Annotated in this window: 18 protein-coding genes; 6 read left to right on the plus strand and 12 right to left on the minus strand. The window is 55.5% G+C overall.

The genetic code is table 11. The features are described from left to right. The first annotated feature begins 10 nt into the window (after positions 1–10). A complete protein-coding gene (locus J2X72_RS12585; RefSeq protein WP_310072404.1) occupies positions 11–778 on the plus strand; it encodes a VOC family protein in 768 nt (255 codons plus the stop codon). A gap of 3 nt (positions 779–781) precedes the next feature. Here J2X72_RS12585 and J2X72_RS12590 read toward each other — a convergent pair whose 3' ends face one another. The 4 genes from J2X72_RS12590 to J2X72_RS12605 all read right to left on the minus strand — a co-directional run bounded on the left by J2X72_RS12590 (position 782) and on the right by J2X72_RS12605 (position 4831). After that, positions 782–2290 (minus strand): AMP nucleosidase, encoded by a 1509-nt coding sequence (locus J2X72_RS12590; RefSeq protein WP_210001816.1) that lies wholly within the window; start codon positions 2288–2290, stop codon positions 782–784. 735 nt (positions 2291–3025) lie between these two features. Continuing rightward, positions 3026–3175: a hypothetical protein gene (locus J2X72_RS12595; RefSeq protein WP_310072406.1), complete on the minus strand. Its 150-nt coding sequence runs from the start codon at positions 3173–3175 to the stop codon at positions 3026–3028. Between the two features lie 293 nt (positions 3176–3468). Next, the gene (locus J2X72_RS12600; protein ID WP_310072408.1) at positions 3469–3999 is read right to left on the minus strand and encodes a GFA family protein; all 531 of its coding nucleotides are present in this window, start codon (positions 3997–3999) and stop codon (positions 3469–3471) included. 484 nt (positions 4000–4483) lie between these two features. Further along, complete coding sequence (locus J2X72_RS12605) at positions 4484–4831, minus strand: DUF2147 domain-containing protein (RefSeq protein ID WP_310072409.1); 348 nt, start codon at positions 4829–4831, stop codon at positions 4484–4486. 440 nt (positions 4832–5271) lie between these two features. Here J2X72_RS12605 and J2X72_RS12610 point away from each other — a divergent pair, with 440 nt between their 5' ends. Both J2X72_RS12610 and J2X72_RS12615 read left to right on the plus strand, forming a co-directional pair. Then, positions 5272–5538 (plus strand): sel1 repeat family protein, encoded by a 267-nt coding sequence (locus J2X72_RS12610; RefSeq protein ID WP_112527615.1) that lies wholly within the window; start codon positions 5272–5274, stop codon positions 5536–5538. Between the two features lie 126 nt (positions 5539–5664). Beyond that, a complete protein-coding gene (locus J2X72_RS12615; RefSeq protein WP_310072411.1) occupies positions 5665–5895 on the plus strand; it encodes a hypothetical protein in 231 nt (76 codons plus the stop codon). Positions 5896–5949: 54 nt separating this feature from the next. Here J2X72_RS12615 and J2X72_RS12620 read toward each other — a convergent pair whose 3' ends face one another. From J2X72_RS12620 to J2X72_RS12640, 5 genes are all read right to left on the minus strand, one after another. Beyond that, positions 5950–6477, minus strand: a complete 528-nt coding sequence (locus tag J2X72_RS12620; RefSeq protein WP_310072413.1) for a DNA starvation/stationary phase protection protein — start codon at positions 6475–6477, stop codon at positions 5950–5952. Between the two features lie 92 nt (positions 6478–6569). Further along, complete coding sequence (locus J2X72_RS12625; RefSeq protein ID WP_310073024.1) at positions 6570–8576, minus strand: acetyl/propionyl/methylcrotonyl-CoA carboxylase subunit alpha; 2007 nt, start codon at positions 8574–8576, stop codon at positions 6570–6572. 22 nt (positions 8577–8598) lie between these two features. Next, entirely contained in the window at positions 8599–10206 is a 1608-nt protein-coding gene (locus J2X72_RS12630) for a carboxyl transferase domain-containing protein (RefSeq protein WP_310072415.1), read from the minus strand. A gap of 48 nt (positions 10207–10254) precedes the next feature. Further along, complete coding sequence (locus tag J2X72_RS12635; protein WP_310072417.1) at positions 10255–11418, minus strand: isovaleryl-CoA dehydrogenase; 1164 nt, start codon at positions 11416–11418, stop codon at positions 10255–10257. Continuing rightward, on the minus strand, positions 11384–12040 hold the full coding sequence (locus tag J2X72_RS12640; protein WP_310072419.1) for a TetR/AcrR family transcriptional regulator: 657 nt from the start codon (positions 12038–12040) through the stop codon (positions 11384–11386). Before J2X72_RS12640 ends, J2X72_RS12635 begins: the two co-directional genes overlap by 35 nt. A 204-nt stretch (positions 12041–12244) precedes the next feature. On the opposite strand from J2X72_RS12640, the gene J2X72_RS12645 reads away from it, so the two are divergent. Both J2X72_RS12645 and J2X72_RS12650 read left to right on the plus strand, forming a co-directional pair. Then, a complete protein-coding gene (locus J2X72_RS12645; protein ID WP_310072421.1) occupies positions 12245–12742 on the plus strand; it encodes a hypothetical protein in 498 nt (165 codons plus the stop codon). A 76-nt stretch (positions 12743–12818) separates the two neighbouring features. Beyond that, positions 12819–13250: a hypothetical protein gene (locus J2X72_RS12650; RefSeq protein WP_310072423.1), complete on the plus strand. Its 432-nt coding sequence runs from the start codon at positions 12819–12821 to the stop codon at positions 13248–13250. A gap of 6 nt (positions 13251–13256) precedes the next feature. On the opposite strand, the gene J2X72_RS12655 is transcribed toward J2X72_RS12650, so the two are convergent. Beyond that, positions 13257–13622, minus strand: a complete 366-nt coding sequence (locus J2X72_RS12655; protein WP_210001828.1) for a DUF423 domain-containing protein — start codon at positions 13620–13622, stop codon at positions 13257–13259. A 37-nt stretch (positions 13623–13659) separates the two neighbouring features. Further along, positions 13660–14760 (minus strand): pyridoxal phosphate-dependent aminotransferase, encoded by a 1101-nt coding sequence (locus tag J2X72_RS12660; RefSeq protein ID WP_405044717.1) that lies wholly within the window; start codon positions 14758–14760, stop codon positions 13660–13662. Positions 14761–14929: 169 nt separating this feature from the next. Here J2X72_RS12660 and J2X72_RS12665 point away from each other — a divergent pair, with 169 nt between their 5' ends. Continuing rightward, entirely contained in the window at positions 14930–15451 is a 522-nt protein-coding gene (locus J2X72_RS12665; RefSeq protein ID WP_310072425.1) for a DUF1236 domain-containing protein, read from the plus strand. A gap of 45 nt (positions 15452–15496) precedes the next feature. On the opposite strand, the gene J2X72_RS12670 is transcribed toward J2X72_RS12665, so the two are convergent. Continuing rightward, the gene (locus J2X72_RS12670; RefSeq protein WP_310072427.1) at positions 15497–15763 is read right to left on the minus strand and encodes a hypothetical protein; all 267 of its coding nucleotides are present in this window, start codon (positions 15761–15763) and stop codon (positions 15497–15499) included. Between the last annotated feature and the right edge of the window lie 561 nt (positions 15764–16324).

Raw genomic sequence — 16324 nt, forward strand, 5'->3', positions numbered from 1 at the left:
GAGGAGTATCATGTCCAATTCCGGTAATTTTGTTTGGTACGAACTGATGACCAGCGATGCGGCATCCGCCGAACGCTTCTACAGCAATGTCGTTGGCTGGAGTGCGCAGGACGCTGGCCATCCGCAGATGAAATACACCTTGCTGAAAATCGGCGAGGCTCCGGTTGCCGGTATGATGACAACGCCGGAAGGCTGCAATACCGGCGTCGAGTCAATGTGGTCCGGCTATATTGCTGTCGATGACGTCGATCAGTTTGCCGCCCGCGTAAAGGATGCGGGAGGCAAGATAACGGTCGAACCTCAGGATATACCGGAAGTCGGCAGATTTGCGATCGCTGCCGATCCGCAGGGCGCGCCGTTCACTCTGTTCAAGCCCTCGATGCAAGATCGCGGCGATAATCCAAAGCCGCCTGCGCCGGGTACAGTCGGGTGGCACGAGTTGAACACCAGCGACTGGAAGGGTGCTTTTGAATTCTATTCCGGCTTGTTTGGCTGGACCAAGGGCGAAGCCATGGATATGGGCGGCATGGGCACATACCAGATCATTGAGCGCGACGGCCAAATGTTTGGCGCCATGATGAACAATCCTGAGCCGTCAACCCGTCCAGCCTGGTGCTATTATATCTGCGTGGACGACATTAACGCCGCCGAATCGAGGATCAAGGACAAGGGCGGCAGCGTTGTCTTCGGGCCGATGGAGGTTCCGGGCGAGCAGTGGGTTTTGCAGGCGCTCGACCCGCAGGGCGTGTCTTTCGCTCTTCTTGGTCCTCGCAAATAAGGTTTACTGAAAGGCCATCTCGTAGAAACTGCGCAACTTTCTGGAGTGCAGTTTCTCAGGGGGCATGTCGGCCAGCTTTTCAAGGGCACGAATGCCAATCTGCAAGTGTTGCGCGACTTGGCGTTTGTAGAACTCCGTCGCCATGCCCGGCAGTTTCAATTCGCCGTGCAGCGGTTTGTCCGAAACGCATAGAAGCGTTCCATAAGGCACGCGGAAGCGAAAACCATTCGCCGCGATTGTCGCCGATTCCATATCGAGCGCGATCGCGCGCGATTGCGATAGCCGTTTAACGGGGCCGCGCTGGTCGCGCAGCTCCCAGTTGCGGTTGTCGATCGTGGCGACGGTGCCGGTACGCATGATGCGCTTCAGATCATACCCTTCGAGTCCGGTGATTTCCGCGACGGCCTGTTCCAGCGCGACCTGCACTTCGGCAAGTGCGGGTATGGGCACCCACACCGGCAAATCGTCATCCAGTACGTGATCTTCGCGCACGTAAGCATGAGCCAATACATAGTCTCCAAGCGCTTGCGTATTGCGCAGCCCCGCGCAGTGGCCAAGCATTAGCCAGGCATGCGGCCTCAACACGGCGATATGATCGGTAATCGTCTTGGCGTTGGAAGGACCGACACCGATATTCACCATCGTTATTCCGGACCCATTGCCGCGCACGAGGTGATAGGCAGGCATCTGCGGCAGCCGGCCAATAGGCACGCCCGACGTTGGCGCATCATTGCCGGCTTCAGTTATCAAGTTACCGGGCTCGACGAAACGCTGATAGCTGCCGCCGCCTTCCGCCATCAGTCCACGCGCCAGCGCGCAAAATTCGTCGATGTAGAACTGATAGTTGGTGAACAGCACGAAGTTCTGAAAATGCATCGGTCGCGTCGCCGTATAATGCGAGAGCCGGTGCAAGGAATAATCGACGCGCTGCGCCGTAAAGGGCGAGAGCGGCATGATACTGTCGAGGTCGTCGGTTTCATATTCGCCGTTGACGATGCGATCGTCCGTGGCTGCGAGATCCGGTACGTCGAAGAGATCGCGAAGCGGGCGGGTGAATGCATCCGCGACGGATGATTCGACATGCGTGCCCTCAAGGAAGGCAAAGTGGATGGGGATCGGTGTCGTGGATTCCTGTACCGTCACGGGACCGCCGTGGTTACGGATCAACAGTCTTATCTGCTCCTCGAGATAGTTGTCGAACAGGTCCGGCCGCGTGATGGTCGCCGTATATTGACCGGGTGCTGACACATGGCCGAATGCCAGGCGGGAATCGATCTGCGCATAGCTTGATGTTGAAAGACGCACTTCCGGATAGAAAGCGCGGAAATGCATTGTGTCGCGTTCTTCGCCTCGCGCAACTCTGTCGAAGGCATCACGTAGAAACTTGGTATTCCGTTCATACAGCACGCTGAGTGCCTGGACGGCCGCCTTGGCGTCGGTAAATTCACGAGCTTCGACATGGCTAGGCATGCTGATGGCGGTGGGCTTCTTGGTTCCGATTCTTTTGTCCATGCCCCAATATAGTGACATAGCATGACACTTGAAAAGCGGTGTCTCAAACTCTCTGCAGACTGACGAGGAGAACAAGCCCTATGCCGCCATTTGATGGGTTCCGCCCCTCATAGCTTGTGACAAACGCCACGACAGGACCGACGAGAATGGCAGAGAAAATGAGCGCACGCAGAAAAAGCAGCGATAAATTTCTGGTTGATTGTATCATGATCCGCTTGCTCTCCGTCCCGGTGCGGTCTTTCGATTGTCAATATCGAGACAATGGCGCAACCGGTCTGAATGAAAGCTGATGCGCTCGTTCATCCCGCGTTCAACTGACAATATGATTTTTCCAGTCGCAGGGCGCGTCTGCAGGGTTAGAGGCTTTCATGCCTGGATTGAAACAGTTCTGTTTCGTGGATGGCGAGACGATCCACGCGGAAGATGGCAAGGCCGATGTTTAGCCATCGGACACGCCGCCTGACAAAGTGGTTGGCCGCCAGCCGGAAACCCAGCCGTTGGTTTGCTTTTGCAAACCGATAAGCTTTCAAACCCGCTGGTCGAGCGGCATTTCGAGCGAAATGCGAATCGATCAGTGGGCCGGTGAATTTGCCCCAATTCCTTAGGGTTCGGCTTCGTCCGACGGATAAACATCGGCCTCGCCAAATCCCTCGACCTTGAACCGAACTCCTTCCAGCAGAACGCTTCCATCCTGGCGTGAAAGGCTCTAATCGAGGCACGGGCTTTCTATCCGAGCTAGATGGGCTCGGCGACGAGAAGGCAGGAAATCTTTGCTTCACTCTTCAAAACCATGAAAGAAAAAGGCAGCCATGGAGGGACAACCATGACTGCCTGTCTTTTGCCCATGACCAGCGAAGGATCTGTCCAGGCGTCTTGGTCTCGCATTGTTCAATCCAGGCAGGCGACGTACCAACGAATAGAATAGACAATACTTTTTCTATTCTTGGCCTCCCAGAATTTTCACTCAGACTTTGTATGCAGGGGAGGATGCACACAAACGACGATGACTGAACAATACGAGATAAAGAACTTCAATATTCGGCATTTCGAAACAATTACACGCTGAAAGCCGATTGATAGGAGATGTCGCGAATTTCCGCAATTATACCTTAGTCTAATCGATTGAATTTTGCGAAAACAGGGCAATCCATGGCCCAACTGGTATTGCGCCGATTTCGTTATAAATGGCGAATTTCTGCAGGTTGACGCTCCCAATGATCGTGCCTTCCATCCTGGTACTCAACGGGAGCGTTCAACAGGTCGTCAACCGTCAAATCGTCCAGACAGGCGACGTTTATCGCGTAGAACACACCCATATCCGGCGCTTCGCCACAGCCGAAGGGTTTAACGCCGCACGTCCGGCAGAAGAAATGGACGATGGTTCGACCGCCAAACTGGTATTCAGTCAAATAATTTGAGCCGGAGGTTACCCGAAGGGCATTTTCGTCAACAAATGCCTTCCAAAAGCGTGTTTTTGCGCAAAACGAGCAGTTGCATTTGCTCGTACCCTGGTCGATATCGATGTCGGCTTCGAAGCGGATAGTGCCGCAGTGACAGCTTCCGTGATATGTCGTTTTCATGGTCTCCTCCAATAGTGTATATAACCGTATAGTTAAATAACCTTTTGGTTTAATAATAGCTGCGATCACAAAGGTCAAGTTTACGGTCACCACTTTTTTGAGCCACAAGTTTTCCTTGGAAATTGCCATTTCGGATACCAGCTTCCGCCCGGCGGGATTCCGCGCTGTCTGATTTGTCGGAGATGGAGATGAGAAATGAGTGGTCGTATCACGCGCCGCGGGGCACTGATTGGTTCAATCCTGGCAATGCCGGCGCTGGCCTTGTCGCAGAGGTCAATACGGGCTGCACCGGAGAGCCGGATGGACCTTGCCAGCGCGTTCAAGGCAATCGAAGCGGCATCCGGTGCGCGCCTTGGGATTTCGGCGCACGATACCGGAAGCGATAATCGCATCGAACATCGCCAGCACGAGCGCTTTGCCATGTGCAGTACATTTCTGGCGGCAGCGGCGGTCCTCGCGCAACCCTGCAAGCATCGCGGGGCAAGATATTCAACCCTGCGTCGTTGCCGCTTTAGGCAAAGCAAGCCGTGGTTTGATGCTAAGCCGTTTAGGGTCACCCTGGAACTGCAAAGTACCCGGACCAGCGGCACCTGGTCCGGGCACCTGAACTTGTCTACTGACGGGTCAGGCTTTCGCTCTTGCAGATCAGCCCGCCCATCACGCATCCGGAGAGCGAGAGCTTGCTCCCGCTGGCCGTTGCCTTGCCGTTATAGGTCTTGCCTTCGTCGAGCTTGTTGACCGTACCCTTATAGGATCCGTCCTTGCCCGACATTGCACCAATCGACTTGCCCTTGTATTCCCCGGTCAAAACTGTTCCGCAATAGGAATCCCCACCGCACGAAGAATACTGGATAATCGTTCCGTTTGGCCGCTTCCAAGAGCCAACGATAGGTTCCTCCGCAAGGGCAGGGCCTGCCATGAGGACGAAACCGGCACAGGCCAGCACTATTTTGCGCTTCATACTTTCCTCCCGAAATGCGTGGCTGCACATCATTCAACGCATCCCGCGATATTACGCATACGTAAACGTAATTCAAGCTCATTTGCGACGGAATTTCGATCCTCCCAGCCATGCGGGGGCGGCAAATTATAATCGCTGCTCGCTGGGCAAACCTGTTCTTTGGTTATCAAATGCTTGAAATCGCGCACCGGCATTTTACGAGAATTTTCGACAAATGCCCGCAATTGCTGGCGCGTTATATTTAATGAATTCCGAAATTTACGAGTTGTTTTTGTTTTGTTTGTGCCCGGTTAATCATGCCTTTTAACAGCAATTTCAAGCCTATGCTGCATTCTCGAAAGCATCGAAGGAGCACGCGAAACAACAAAACAAGCGGTTCTCAGAAGTCTAACAGGGCTTTCGTCAAGTAACGGTTCGGGTTCAACAGGGGATTTGGTAAAATGGCACGCTTTGATCTTCAACATACGGATAGTGGACATGCCGGAGGTTCGGCGCAGACAGATATTCTCTTCGAAATGGGAATTATGTACGCAACGGGCCGGGATTGCGCTATCGATCTTGTGGCAGCCCATAAATGGTTCAATATCGCCGCCATCAAGGGGTGCGACCGGGCTGCAGAACTGCGTGCGGAACTCGCTCAGTCAATGTCGAAGCCCGATATCGCTGCTGCCCTGCGTGCCGCACGTGAGTGGATGACCTCCCACTAAGACAGTGCACCCGTCCTGCACAAAATCCCATATTGTGAACTCAATCACAACGGGATATCGTAACTTTTGCAACCTTGGGTATACAATCGGTTGTCTTCTCACGTATGAGTATTGCTGTGAGTGCGTATGATTCTTGAGGAAGACGGGGAAGCGATGCTTGACGATCTTGAAGGATTGTTATCGAGATTAACGGGTGCTCAAAAGCAGCTGATATTGTTGTCTGCCAAGTCAAGAGCATTTCCGGATAACAATACATTGAACAAAGTTGCCACCTTAGCTCTCAACATTTCTGCGGTTGAAGCGCTCATCGCCGAGGCCCGAGACCAGAAGGCAAGGCCCGTGAAGGCCAATGATTGAACACTGGAAACTCCAGCTTCGAGAGCTGGAGTTTGTTTCGCTTACTGCTTACACTTAGACGCCGGCCGGTCCGACACGGGTTGCTTCGAACAGGAACCAGTGCCTGCGCTCTGTCTCATCTATGAAGTTCTCGATGATACTCGTTGTGGCGCTGTCTCCGTGCTCGCTGCATAGCTCGTGAACCTGGCGCAGATAACCTATGAAGCTCTTATTATCGTCGCGTAGTTCCGCGAGCATATCCTCAGGCGTGACGAAATTGGCATCGTTGTCGGGGATGCGTTGTTGAGCGCTGATCTGTCCAATGGACTTCAACGTCGTGCCGCCGATTTTCCGTACGCGTTCCGCGAGGACGTCGGTCATCGCAAAAATCTGCTCCGCTTGTTCGTCCAGCAGAAGATGGTAGTCGCGAAAGTGCGGGCCGCTCATGTGCCAGTGAAAATTTTTGGTCTTCATGTAAATTGCAAATGTGTCTGCAAGCAGAGCATTCACCGCTCCAGCGATATCGCGCACTGCGTTACCGCCCAGATCACTGGGTGTAGCGGTTGGTGCACGTCTGATGGTCTGCAGGGATTTTTTAGCCACGGGTCGATCTCCTTGATGTAGGAAAACTCTTCGATTTGACGCTCGATCGAGTGCCGCGCTAGTTCTAGCACGCGTTACCCAGCATTTCTGCCTCAATTCTTGGTTGTATCGGCAGGTGCTTCCTCAAACCGCACCAGGGGGAAATTTTCTTTGACTTGCGAATTCTCGGACACGATCTCGGCAACCTTCCCATCATGCGGGGCGGTTATCGAGTGTTCCATTTTCATGGCTTCGAGCACGAGCAATATCTGACCTTTTTTAACCAGATCACCGGCGGCTACCCGTACGGCTTTTACCAGGCCTGGCATCGGGGCAGTGAGACGGTCTCCCGCGTTGCCTGCCTGTTCGGCGAGCAGAAAAGGATCGGCGATACTGAACGTCGTTGCTATCCCTTTGGCAACCACGGCTACGCCATGCGGTATTGCTACGGTTTTCGCCCGCAAATTGATGCCCTTGCCGGTGAGGTGCCAGCCTTGCGGTTCATGTCGCACCCGCAGTTCTGTTACGGCGTCTGCACCGGAAATCGCATAGCGCTCGTCTCCAAGCACCGACACACCATATCGTACGATCAGCCCAGCCTCTTCCAGCATGACCGGATAAGCCAGCCGGTTGTGATGATTGTAGCCGCGCAGGGCGGTCCACGGATCACCATGGACCGGTCGCTTCAGAAGACCGCTGGCAGACAGGATAGCCAGTTCCTTGGCACCAGGTGGCGTTGCAATTGGAACGATCAATCCTGCAAGATCGCGGTCGATCAGCCCGGTATCGACATCACCGGCGGCAAATCCCTGATGACGGATCAACGCCGACAGGAATGGCGCGTTCGTGGTGGTACCTGCAATTTCCGTCTGGTCCAGGGCACTCTCCATTGCGGCAAGCGCGGATGGGCGATCGGCGCCGTGCACCACAAGCTTGGCGATCATTGGATCATAGTAGGGCGAGATCGTATCGCCGGTCCGAACGCCGGTTTCGATGCGAACCGCGCCGTCGTCCAGCGCATTGGGAAACGACAGATGATGTAGCGTGCCGATGGCTGGCAGGAAACTTTTTGCCGGGTCTTCGGCGTAGAGCCGCGCCTCGATAGCATGGCCGCTGAGAGGGATTTGCTTTTGCGACAGGGGCAATGTTTCGCCTGCCGCCACACGCAATTGCCACTCTACCAGATCGAGCCCGGTGATCATCTCGGTTACCGGGTGTTCCACCTGCAGCCGAGTGTTCATTTCCATGAACCAGAAACGGTCGGGCTTCAGCCCTTCTGTGGCATCGACGATAAATTCGATCGTGCCCGCGCCGGAATAATTGATCGCTTGCGCTGCCTTGACGGCCGCACTGGTCATTGCAGAGCGCACCTCTGCGGTGATGCCAGGGGCAGGGGCTTCCTCGATGACCTTTTGATGGCGGCGCTGCAGCGAACAGTCGCGCTCGTAGAGATGCACCACATTGCCGTGATTGTCGCCGAACACCTGCACTTCTATATGGCGCGGTTTGGCGATGTACTTTTCAACCAGCACGCGATCGTCACCAAACGCACTCTTGGCCTCGCGACGCGCACTCCCCAGCGCCTCGGCGAAATCATCGGGATCATCGACTTTGCGCATGCCTTTGCCGCCACCGCCGGCGCGCGCCTTGATCAATACAGGATAGCCGATCTCGCGCGCTTTGGAGGCGAGCACGACCAGTTCCTGCGCTTCGCCGTGGTAGCCCGGAACGACAGGCACGCCGGCCTTCTCCATCAATCGTTTGGCTGCATCCTTGAGCCCCATGGCCCGGATGGAATCCGCGGACGGTCCGATAAAGACCAGACCGGCTTTTACCACCGCATCGACAAAACCCGGATTCTCTGAAAGGAAGCCGTAACCGGGATGAACGGCCTCAGCTCCACTTTTCAGGGCGGCGTCTATGATGTGGTCGGCACGCAGATAACTGTCGGTGACGGGCGGCGGGCCGATATAGATCGCCTCATCGGCCATCGCCACGTGCAGCGCATGCGCATCTGCATCGGAATAGACAGCGACGGTGCCGATACCCATTCTCTGCGCCGTACGAATGACGCGGCAGGCGATTTCACCACGATTGGCAATGAGGATTCTGGAGAACATCTTTGTCATTATTTCGCTCCCGTCACATCCTGAACATGCCAAAGCGCGTTTCCTCGACAGGCGCGTTCAACGCGGCGGAAAGAGAAAGCGCCAGCACTTCGCGGCTCTTCGCCGGGTCGACAATGCCGTCATCCCAAAGCCGCGCTGAGGAGTAGAGCGGGTGACCTTCGCGCTCATATTTTTCAAGGATGGGTGCCCGGAATGCTGCTTCATCGCTGGCTGACCACTCTCCACCCTTGCGCTCGATTCCCTCACGCTTGACCAGCGCCAGCACCGTGGCCGCCTGTTCGCCGCCCATGACGGAAATGCGCGCATTCGGCCACATCCACAGGAAGCGCGGCGAGAAGGCTCTGCCGCACATGCCGTAATTGCCGGCGCCAAACGAACCGCCAACAATCATCGTTACCTTGGGTACACGCGCCGTGGCGACGGCAGTGACAAGTTTTGCGCCATCCTTGGCGATACCGCGCGCCTCGTAGGAGCGCCCGACCATGAACCCCGTGATGTTCTGCAGGAAGACCAGCGGGATGCCGCGCTGCGTGCACAGCTCGATGAAATGCGTGCCCTTCAGCGCGCTCTCGGAAAACAGCACGCCATTGTTGGCGATGATACCGACCGGCATGCCGTAGAGATGCGCAAAACCGGTTATCAGCGTCGTACCGTAGTTCTGCTTGAACTCGTCGAATTCTGAACCATCGACAATGCGGGCGATCAGTTCGCGCGCGTCGTATGGCTGGCGCAGATCGCCCGGTATGATGCCGTAAAGTTCATGTGGATCATAAAGCGGCGGAATCAACTTGCGAAGATCGAGGCCTATCTCCTTCTTTCGATTCAGGTTTCCAACGATACGCCGGGCGATGGCAAGTGCGTGCGCATCATCCACGGCGTAGTGGTCGGCAACGCCCGACTCGCGTGTATGCACCTCCGCGCCGCCGAGATCTTCCGCCGACACTTCTTCGCCTGTCGCTGCTTTGACCAGGGGAGGCCCTGCAAGAAAAATCGTTGCCTGGCCTTTGACCATGATGGTTTCTTCCGACATGGCGGGCACGTAAGCACCGCCCGCCGTGCACGATCCCATAACGACTGCTATCTGCGGTATGCCCGCCGCCGACATATTGGCCTGGTTGTAGAAGATGCGGCCAAAATGTTCGCGATCCGGAAACACTTCGTCCTGATTGGGAAGATTTGCGCCACCGCTATCCACAAGGTAGAGGCAGGGCAGGTTGTTCTGCATGGCGATCTCCTGTGCCCGCAGATGCTTTTTCACCGTCAGCGGATAATAGGTACCACCCTTTACCGTCGCATCATTGATGACAATCATCACTTCCTTGCCGGATACCCGGCCAATCCCTGCGATCAGACCGGCGGATGAAATCGTGTCGTCATACATATCCCAGGCGGCGAACTGGCCGATTTCAAGAAAGGGCGAACCGGCGTCCAGAAGCTGTGCCAACCGGTCACGCGGGAGGAGCTTGCCGCGCGACGTATGGCGCTCGCGCGCCTCATCGGTACCACCCTTGATTACCAATTCCGCCTTGGCCTGGATGTCACCCACCAGTGCCTGCATTCGCTTTGTATTGGCCGTGAAGGTTTCGGACGTGGTGCTGATCTGGGAGGTGAGGACGGTCATGCGGTCTCCTGTTATCGGCCGGCAGTCATTAGCTGCAGTGATGGTGGCTCAAGCGCTCTCTGCAAACATTTCCCTGCCAATGAGCATGCGCCGTATCTCGCTCGTGCCAGCACCGATTTCGTAGAGCTTGGCATCGCGCAACAGCCGTCCGGTCGGATAGTCGTTGATATAGCCATTGCCGCCGAGCGCCTGAATCGCCTCGAGTGCACACCATGTTGCTTTCTCGGCTGCATACAGAACACACCCGGCCGCATCCTTGCGTGTGGTTTCACCGCGGTCACAGGCAGCCGCCACGGCGTAAACATAGGCCCGGCAAGCATTTGTCGTTGTGTACATGTCCGCCAGTTTGCCCTGCATCAGCTGGAATTCTCCGATCGGTTGGCCAAACTGCTTGCGCTCATGCACGTAGGGGACAACGACATCCAGGCAGGCGTCCATCACTCCCAAAGGTCCCCCGGCAAGCACGACGCGCTCATAGTCCAATCCCGACATCAGGATTTTGACGCCCTGACCCTCTTCGCCAAGTACATTTTCAAATGGCACTTCGCAGTCCTCGAATACGAGCTCGCACGTATTGGAACCGCGCATACCAAGCTTGTCCAGCTTTTGCGCCGTAGTAAAACCCTTGAATTCCTTCTCGATCAGAAATGCCGTGATTCCACGCGAGCCCGCGGCGGGATCGGACTTTGCGTAGACCACCAGCGTGCTGGCGTCCGGACCATTGGTGATCCACATCTTGTTACCGTTCAGAACATAACGGTCATTCTTCTTGTCGGCGCGCAGTTTCATTGAAACGACGTCTGAGCCCGCACCCGGTTCTGACATGGCGAGCGCGCCGACATGTTCGCCCGAGCAGAGTTTTGGCAAAAACTTTGCCTTCTGCTCCGCGGTGCCCCAGCGGTTGATCTGGTTCACGCAAAGATTGGAATGCGCACCATAAGAGAGGCCGACTGACGCCGAGGCGCGAGAGATTTCTTCCACCGCAATGGTGTGAGCGAGATATCCAAGGCCGGACCCGCCGAATTCCGGGTCGGCGGTCATTCCGAGCAAGCCGAGCTCGCCCATTTTTTGCCAGAGGTGCATAGGGAATTGATTGGCTCTATCGGTCTCCGCTGCTAGCGGCGCTATCTCCGCCTGCGCAAACCGATGTACCGTTTCCCGCAGTGCCTCGATTTCCTCAGAGACTCCGAATCTTAGGCCCGACTGGTACATCTCGTCCTCCCTTTTTAGTTGTCGCAATCTTCTTGGCGCCAACAAGGCGCAGTCCCATTTCGACGTACTTTTCTGCAATCTCGTCGACACTAAGCCTGTCGTCCGTCCGGAACCAGACCATGATACCGGTAATCATCGCGATAATGGCGCGCGTTGTCAGTGCAATATCGTCGATGGCAAATTCGCGTGTATCTATGCCGTCGTCGAGTATGTCGCGAAGGCTGTTCTCATAGCGCGCCCGCAGTTCAACGATTATGGCCCGGTTTTCCGGACTGAGGCTGCGCAGCTCCATATTTCCGATGTGCACATCATCCCGCCGCTCGACATGAAAACGGATGTGGAAACGAATGAAGGCGCAGAACTTCTCCAGCGCCGTATGAGCGTTGCGGCTCTCGGCTTCCCAGGCGGCAAGCACACGATCCATGTGTCCCCGCATAACCGAAAACAGCAATTCCTGTTTGTTGGGGTAGTAGCGATAGAAGGCCGCGGGCTGCACGCCCACTTCGTCCGCGAGCTGGCGCATCGACATCGCTTCATAGCCGACGCGGGCAATCAAATGCTTCGCAGCAACATCAATTGCGCTGCGTGTCCTTCCGCCGTCTGATCCGGTCGTGCGTGCCATGTTGAAATTAATAAAACGAACGTTCAATTAATTCAAGAGGCGTGTTGCGAGGTTGTAAACGCATAAATCTGGTGGAAATGGCATATCCATCAGATTTATGCGTTCGCGACCTAGACGAAGGTATGGATGGAGGGGCGGTAGGGATGCCTGTACGATCGGCCCATTGGAGTCGATTTTCATCAATCAATTTTTAGAGTGGGTTTCATGTTTGAACGACGCATCTCTCGTCTATTCGCTACCCTGATTACAGGGGTTTTGCTGCCGATGTCATTGAGCCCTTCTGCAAGCGCCTTGAGCATGAAAGAGTGCAGCGTCAAGTACAAGGCGGCGCAGAGTGCCGGCGAGGCAGAAGGCATTTCGTGGAGCGAATTCCGTAAAGCTCAATGCACCGCGTCCGCCGATGCGGCTGACAAGTCAACCGACACCTCATCGACGGAGGCCAAAGCAAGGACGACTGAAGATAAGCCGGAAACAACGCCAAAAACCGAAGTCGTAGCCAGATCCGCATCCGTAAAGACGACGTTTCCGGCATCGGTAGCCGAAAAATTTGCTGCCGAAAAACCTGCCAAGGCCCGTATGCACACATGCCTCGAGCAATACCACGCCAACAAGAAAGGCGGTACGCTGGGCGTCACGCGCTGGATCGAAAAAGGCGGCGGCTATTATAAGTTGTGCAATGCCAAGCTGAAGGGTGAAGGCTAGAGAGCGGCCGCCTTGGCTAATAAGCCTGCAAGGCTGGAGAGCTTGAAACCCAAATGGCGGAGGCACATTTGACGGTATGGAACATCGCGTCGCAATTCTGGAAAAATCGTTTAAGAAGTTGGACGGCAAACTGGATGTCATCCTCAATGGCATTACAGGTTTGAAGGAGGATGTTTCAATTCTGAAGGTCGACGTATCAGGTCTGAAAGGAGACGTTTCCATTCTGAAGGGAGATGTTTCGGGCCTGAAGGAAGGTGTCGCCTGTATGAGGGGCAAGGTTGAAACGCTTCCTACGGTCGAATTGTTCGCCGCGCTAAGTCAGTCGCTCGGACAGCTGAGCGGTCATGTACATACTCTGCCATCGGCGGCAGCTTTTGGGGAGCTCAAGGGGCGGGTAGATAGTCTGCCGACAACTGCGAAGCTTGCCAGTCTTCTCGCTATCGCGGTCGGTGTCATTGCCATTTTCAACAAATGGCCCAAGGTCATCGACACCATTTTCGGCTGGTAGCGCCAGTTATTCCAATCGCTTGAAGTCCAGTCGCCGCAACGCCGTCGCGGCGATGACGACCCACCCCAAAATAAGCAATGATCCGCCGAGCGGTGCGGCGAAGGCGAACAACCGGTCACCAGCAACATCGCGCGAAACGAGATCGCCGATGAAGAACAACAACCCAGCCACGAGCACCCACGCGCCGAAATAAGCGGCCCGGCTGGCCTTTGCCAATATGGACAGCGCTAAAAATGCGGGAGCGTGGATAAACAGGATCGGCGCAATGGTGGCCATATGACCTTCCGCGCTGTGGGCCGCCGCGGCATAGGCCGCGATCCCTGCAGCCCCGAACAGTCCACCGAGACCGGCAAAAACCCGATTGATATCCAAGCTATTCTCCGTTTCCAGGTTTGTCCGGGCTCACCGGTTATTTTACAGCGGCCAAGGCCTGCGGAAGCTGTTGTTCGAAATAATCGAGTTCGTCGTCAAGGCCGACGCTGACACGGATGCAACGGTCCAGACCAGGCGCCATTGGTTTGCGCACGAAAACGTCGCGGTCGATCAGGGCGTTGAGAACCGCGAGCGCATATGACCCATCGCGCCCGCAATCGATAGTGACGAAATTGGTAGCAGAGGCTATCGCCGCAAGATTGTTCTTCGCAGCAATCTGCACGATCCGCTCACGTCCAGCGATAATCCGTACAATCACCGCCTTGAGATAATCTTGATCCTTCAGGGCTGTAAGGGCGGCTATCTGTGTCAGTTTGTTCATGCCGAAATGGTTGCGGATTTTGTCAAAGGCGAGGATCTGTCTTTCTGCGCCGACAGCGTAGCCGCAGCGCATTCCGGCGAGCCCATAGGCCTTGGAGAAAGTGCGCATACGCAGGACATTTGGTCGCGAAACATCGATCCGCGGCAGAGCGCCCGTTGGTGCCGTTTCGCCATAAGCTTCGTCGAGGATCAGCATCGTATTTTTCGGCAGCGCATCGATAAACCGTTCGATCTCCGCCGCCTCCCACCACGTACCCATTGGATTGTCAGGGTTGGAGAGATAGACGAGCGGTGCCTCTTCGCGCTTTACCGCGGCAAGCAATGCCTCAAGGTCCTCGCGATCCTCCCTGTATGGCACTGTCACCAGCCGTCCCCCGAAGCCGGCCACATGAAAATTGAATGTCGGATAGGCACCGAGCGACGTGATGACCGGCGTGCCCTCGCGCACATACTGGCGCACGGCGAGTCCGAGCAACGTATCGACGCCTTCGCCAACGACGACATTGGCCGGTGCGACGCCGAGATGCGCTGCAAGCGCATGCTTCAAATCGAAATTTTCTGGATCGGCGTATTTCCACGCCTCCCTCGCATGGCCTTGTATGGCGGCAATGACTGAAGGCGCCGGGCCGAAGCCACTTTCATTGGCTCCAAGTCGCGCTTTGAAAGGCCGGTTGCGCTTGCGTTCCAGCGCCTCCGGTCCGACGAACGGTACAGTCGAGGGCAGGGACTCGATCAGCGGGATCAGGTGTGGTTCCATGTCCACAGCGATATCAGTTTTTGTGCCCGCGAGAAGCAAAAATTCGCTCTTTTGAGCTGAACTCACAGTTCGAAACAGTGATGACATATCATCCTTCCGCGGAACCAAACCAGTACCGCGGGGTTTCCCTCCCACTGGGACAAAACAGGTTCAATTGAGAGGCAGGATAATGAAAAAGGTTTTTGTAGTGACTGCAGCGGCGTTTTTCGCTACCTCCGGTCTGGTGATGGCTCAGGATCGCGTTGTCGTTGAAGTGCCGCAGTCCGCCCGGGATTATGTCATCGCGCATCCGGCCGATCCAGTGGTTGTAGAGGGTGACTTGTCCCAGGGTTACGTCGTACCCGAAACAATCGTGGTGCGGCCAATTCCGGAGAGCCCGGGCTATGGCTACATCTATGTCGATGGCCGCCCGGTGATCGTCTCCATGGAGAACCGCGAGGTCGTCTATCTGTCGGACAATGCCGGGGCTGCGCCCGATGACGGAGCTATTCCCGACGACGTTGTCTCCTACATAGAGACAAATCCGACCGATCCGGTTGTCATCGACGGTGATGTAGCCATGGGCACGGTCATTCCCGCCGATGTGCCGCTGGTCGCCGTGCCTGATCAGCCGCGCTACTCATATGTATATGTCCAAAATCGTCCCGCACTCATAGAACGAGAGACGCGGCGGGTCGTCTGGGTCCGATAGATAGATTGTCGAATGACACTCGCCCGCGGTCTGGCGGGCGGGTGTTTACCATCGCCCGTGCCGGTAACGATAGCGGTTGTCATAGAGGATCAGCGGGGTGTTGAATTGCATCTGCTCGAATTGCGCCCGGCTCGCGGCTCGCCTGTCAAGGTCGAGACTGAGCAGACAATTTGCGAATGCATCGGTCCCACGCCGGAAACCATAGGATGAACAGGTTTGGTTATCGAGCGCCCGCCGCTCTTCCGGTGTCATTGAGACACATCCAGTTATGAATAGTGTGAGCAAAACTGCCAATCCTGCCAATGGTCTCATCGATTCCTCTGCCGGACCGCTAAATCCCGATCAACACCAGGAATGTTCAGGTTCCAAATATTGGCGCTCGCACTTGCATCATATCAACAAGGTCGTGAGCACACTATCCCAATTGCTCGGCAGTTTTAATAGCCAGACTTTGGTTGGATAAAGGTATTGGCAGGGAAGCCCACCGCTTCAAGTCGCGAAAAAAACACCGGCAATCATGAGAATAATCACTGCTCCTGCCAGGAGCGGCAGGATTGAAAAACCTGTAGGGGTTGGTTGAGGCCTCAATACCAATTTGGCAAAGCGAGCAGAATGGTGGCTGCTACCTGGGTACATATGACAAAAGTGACGAAAGGTACAAACCCGTCACTGATCTTCCGGTTATCATTTGCTGCGGCAAAGCTCATAAGGACTGCTCCCGATTGGACGATCCTTTGAACGTGCCTAAGGATCATGATCGTCAGTGCCGAATTTCGGCTTGGTCACGCAACTGTAACAGTTTGAAACCTTTTGTCACCCAAAAAGTTCTCACCCTCGTTCAACAGTGCCGTGATAGCTTCCTTCCGGTGATGA

Source organism: Phyllobacterium sp. 1468 (genome assembly GCF_031455525.1).
In the GTDB taxonomy this organism is placed as follows: domain Bacteria; phylum Pseudomonadota; class Alphaproteobacteria; order Rhizobiales; family Rhizobiaceae; genus Phyllobacterium.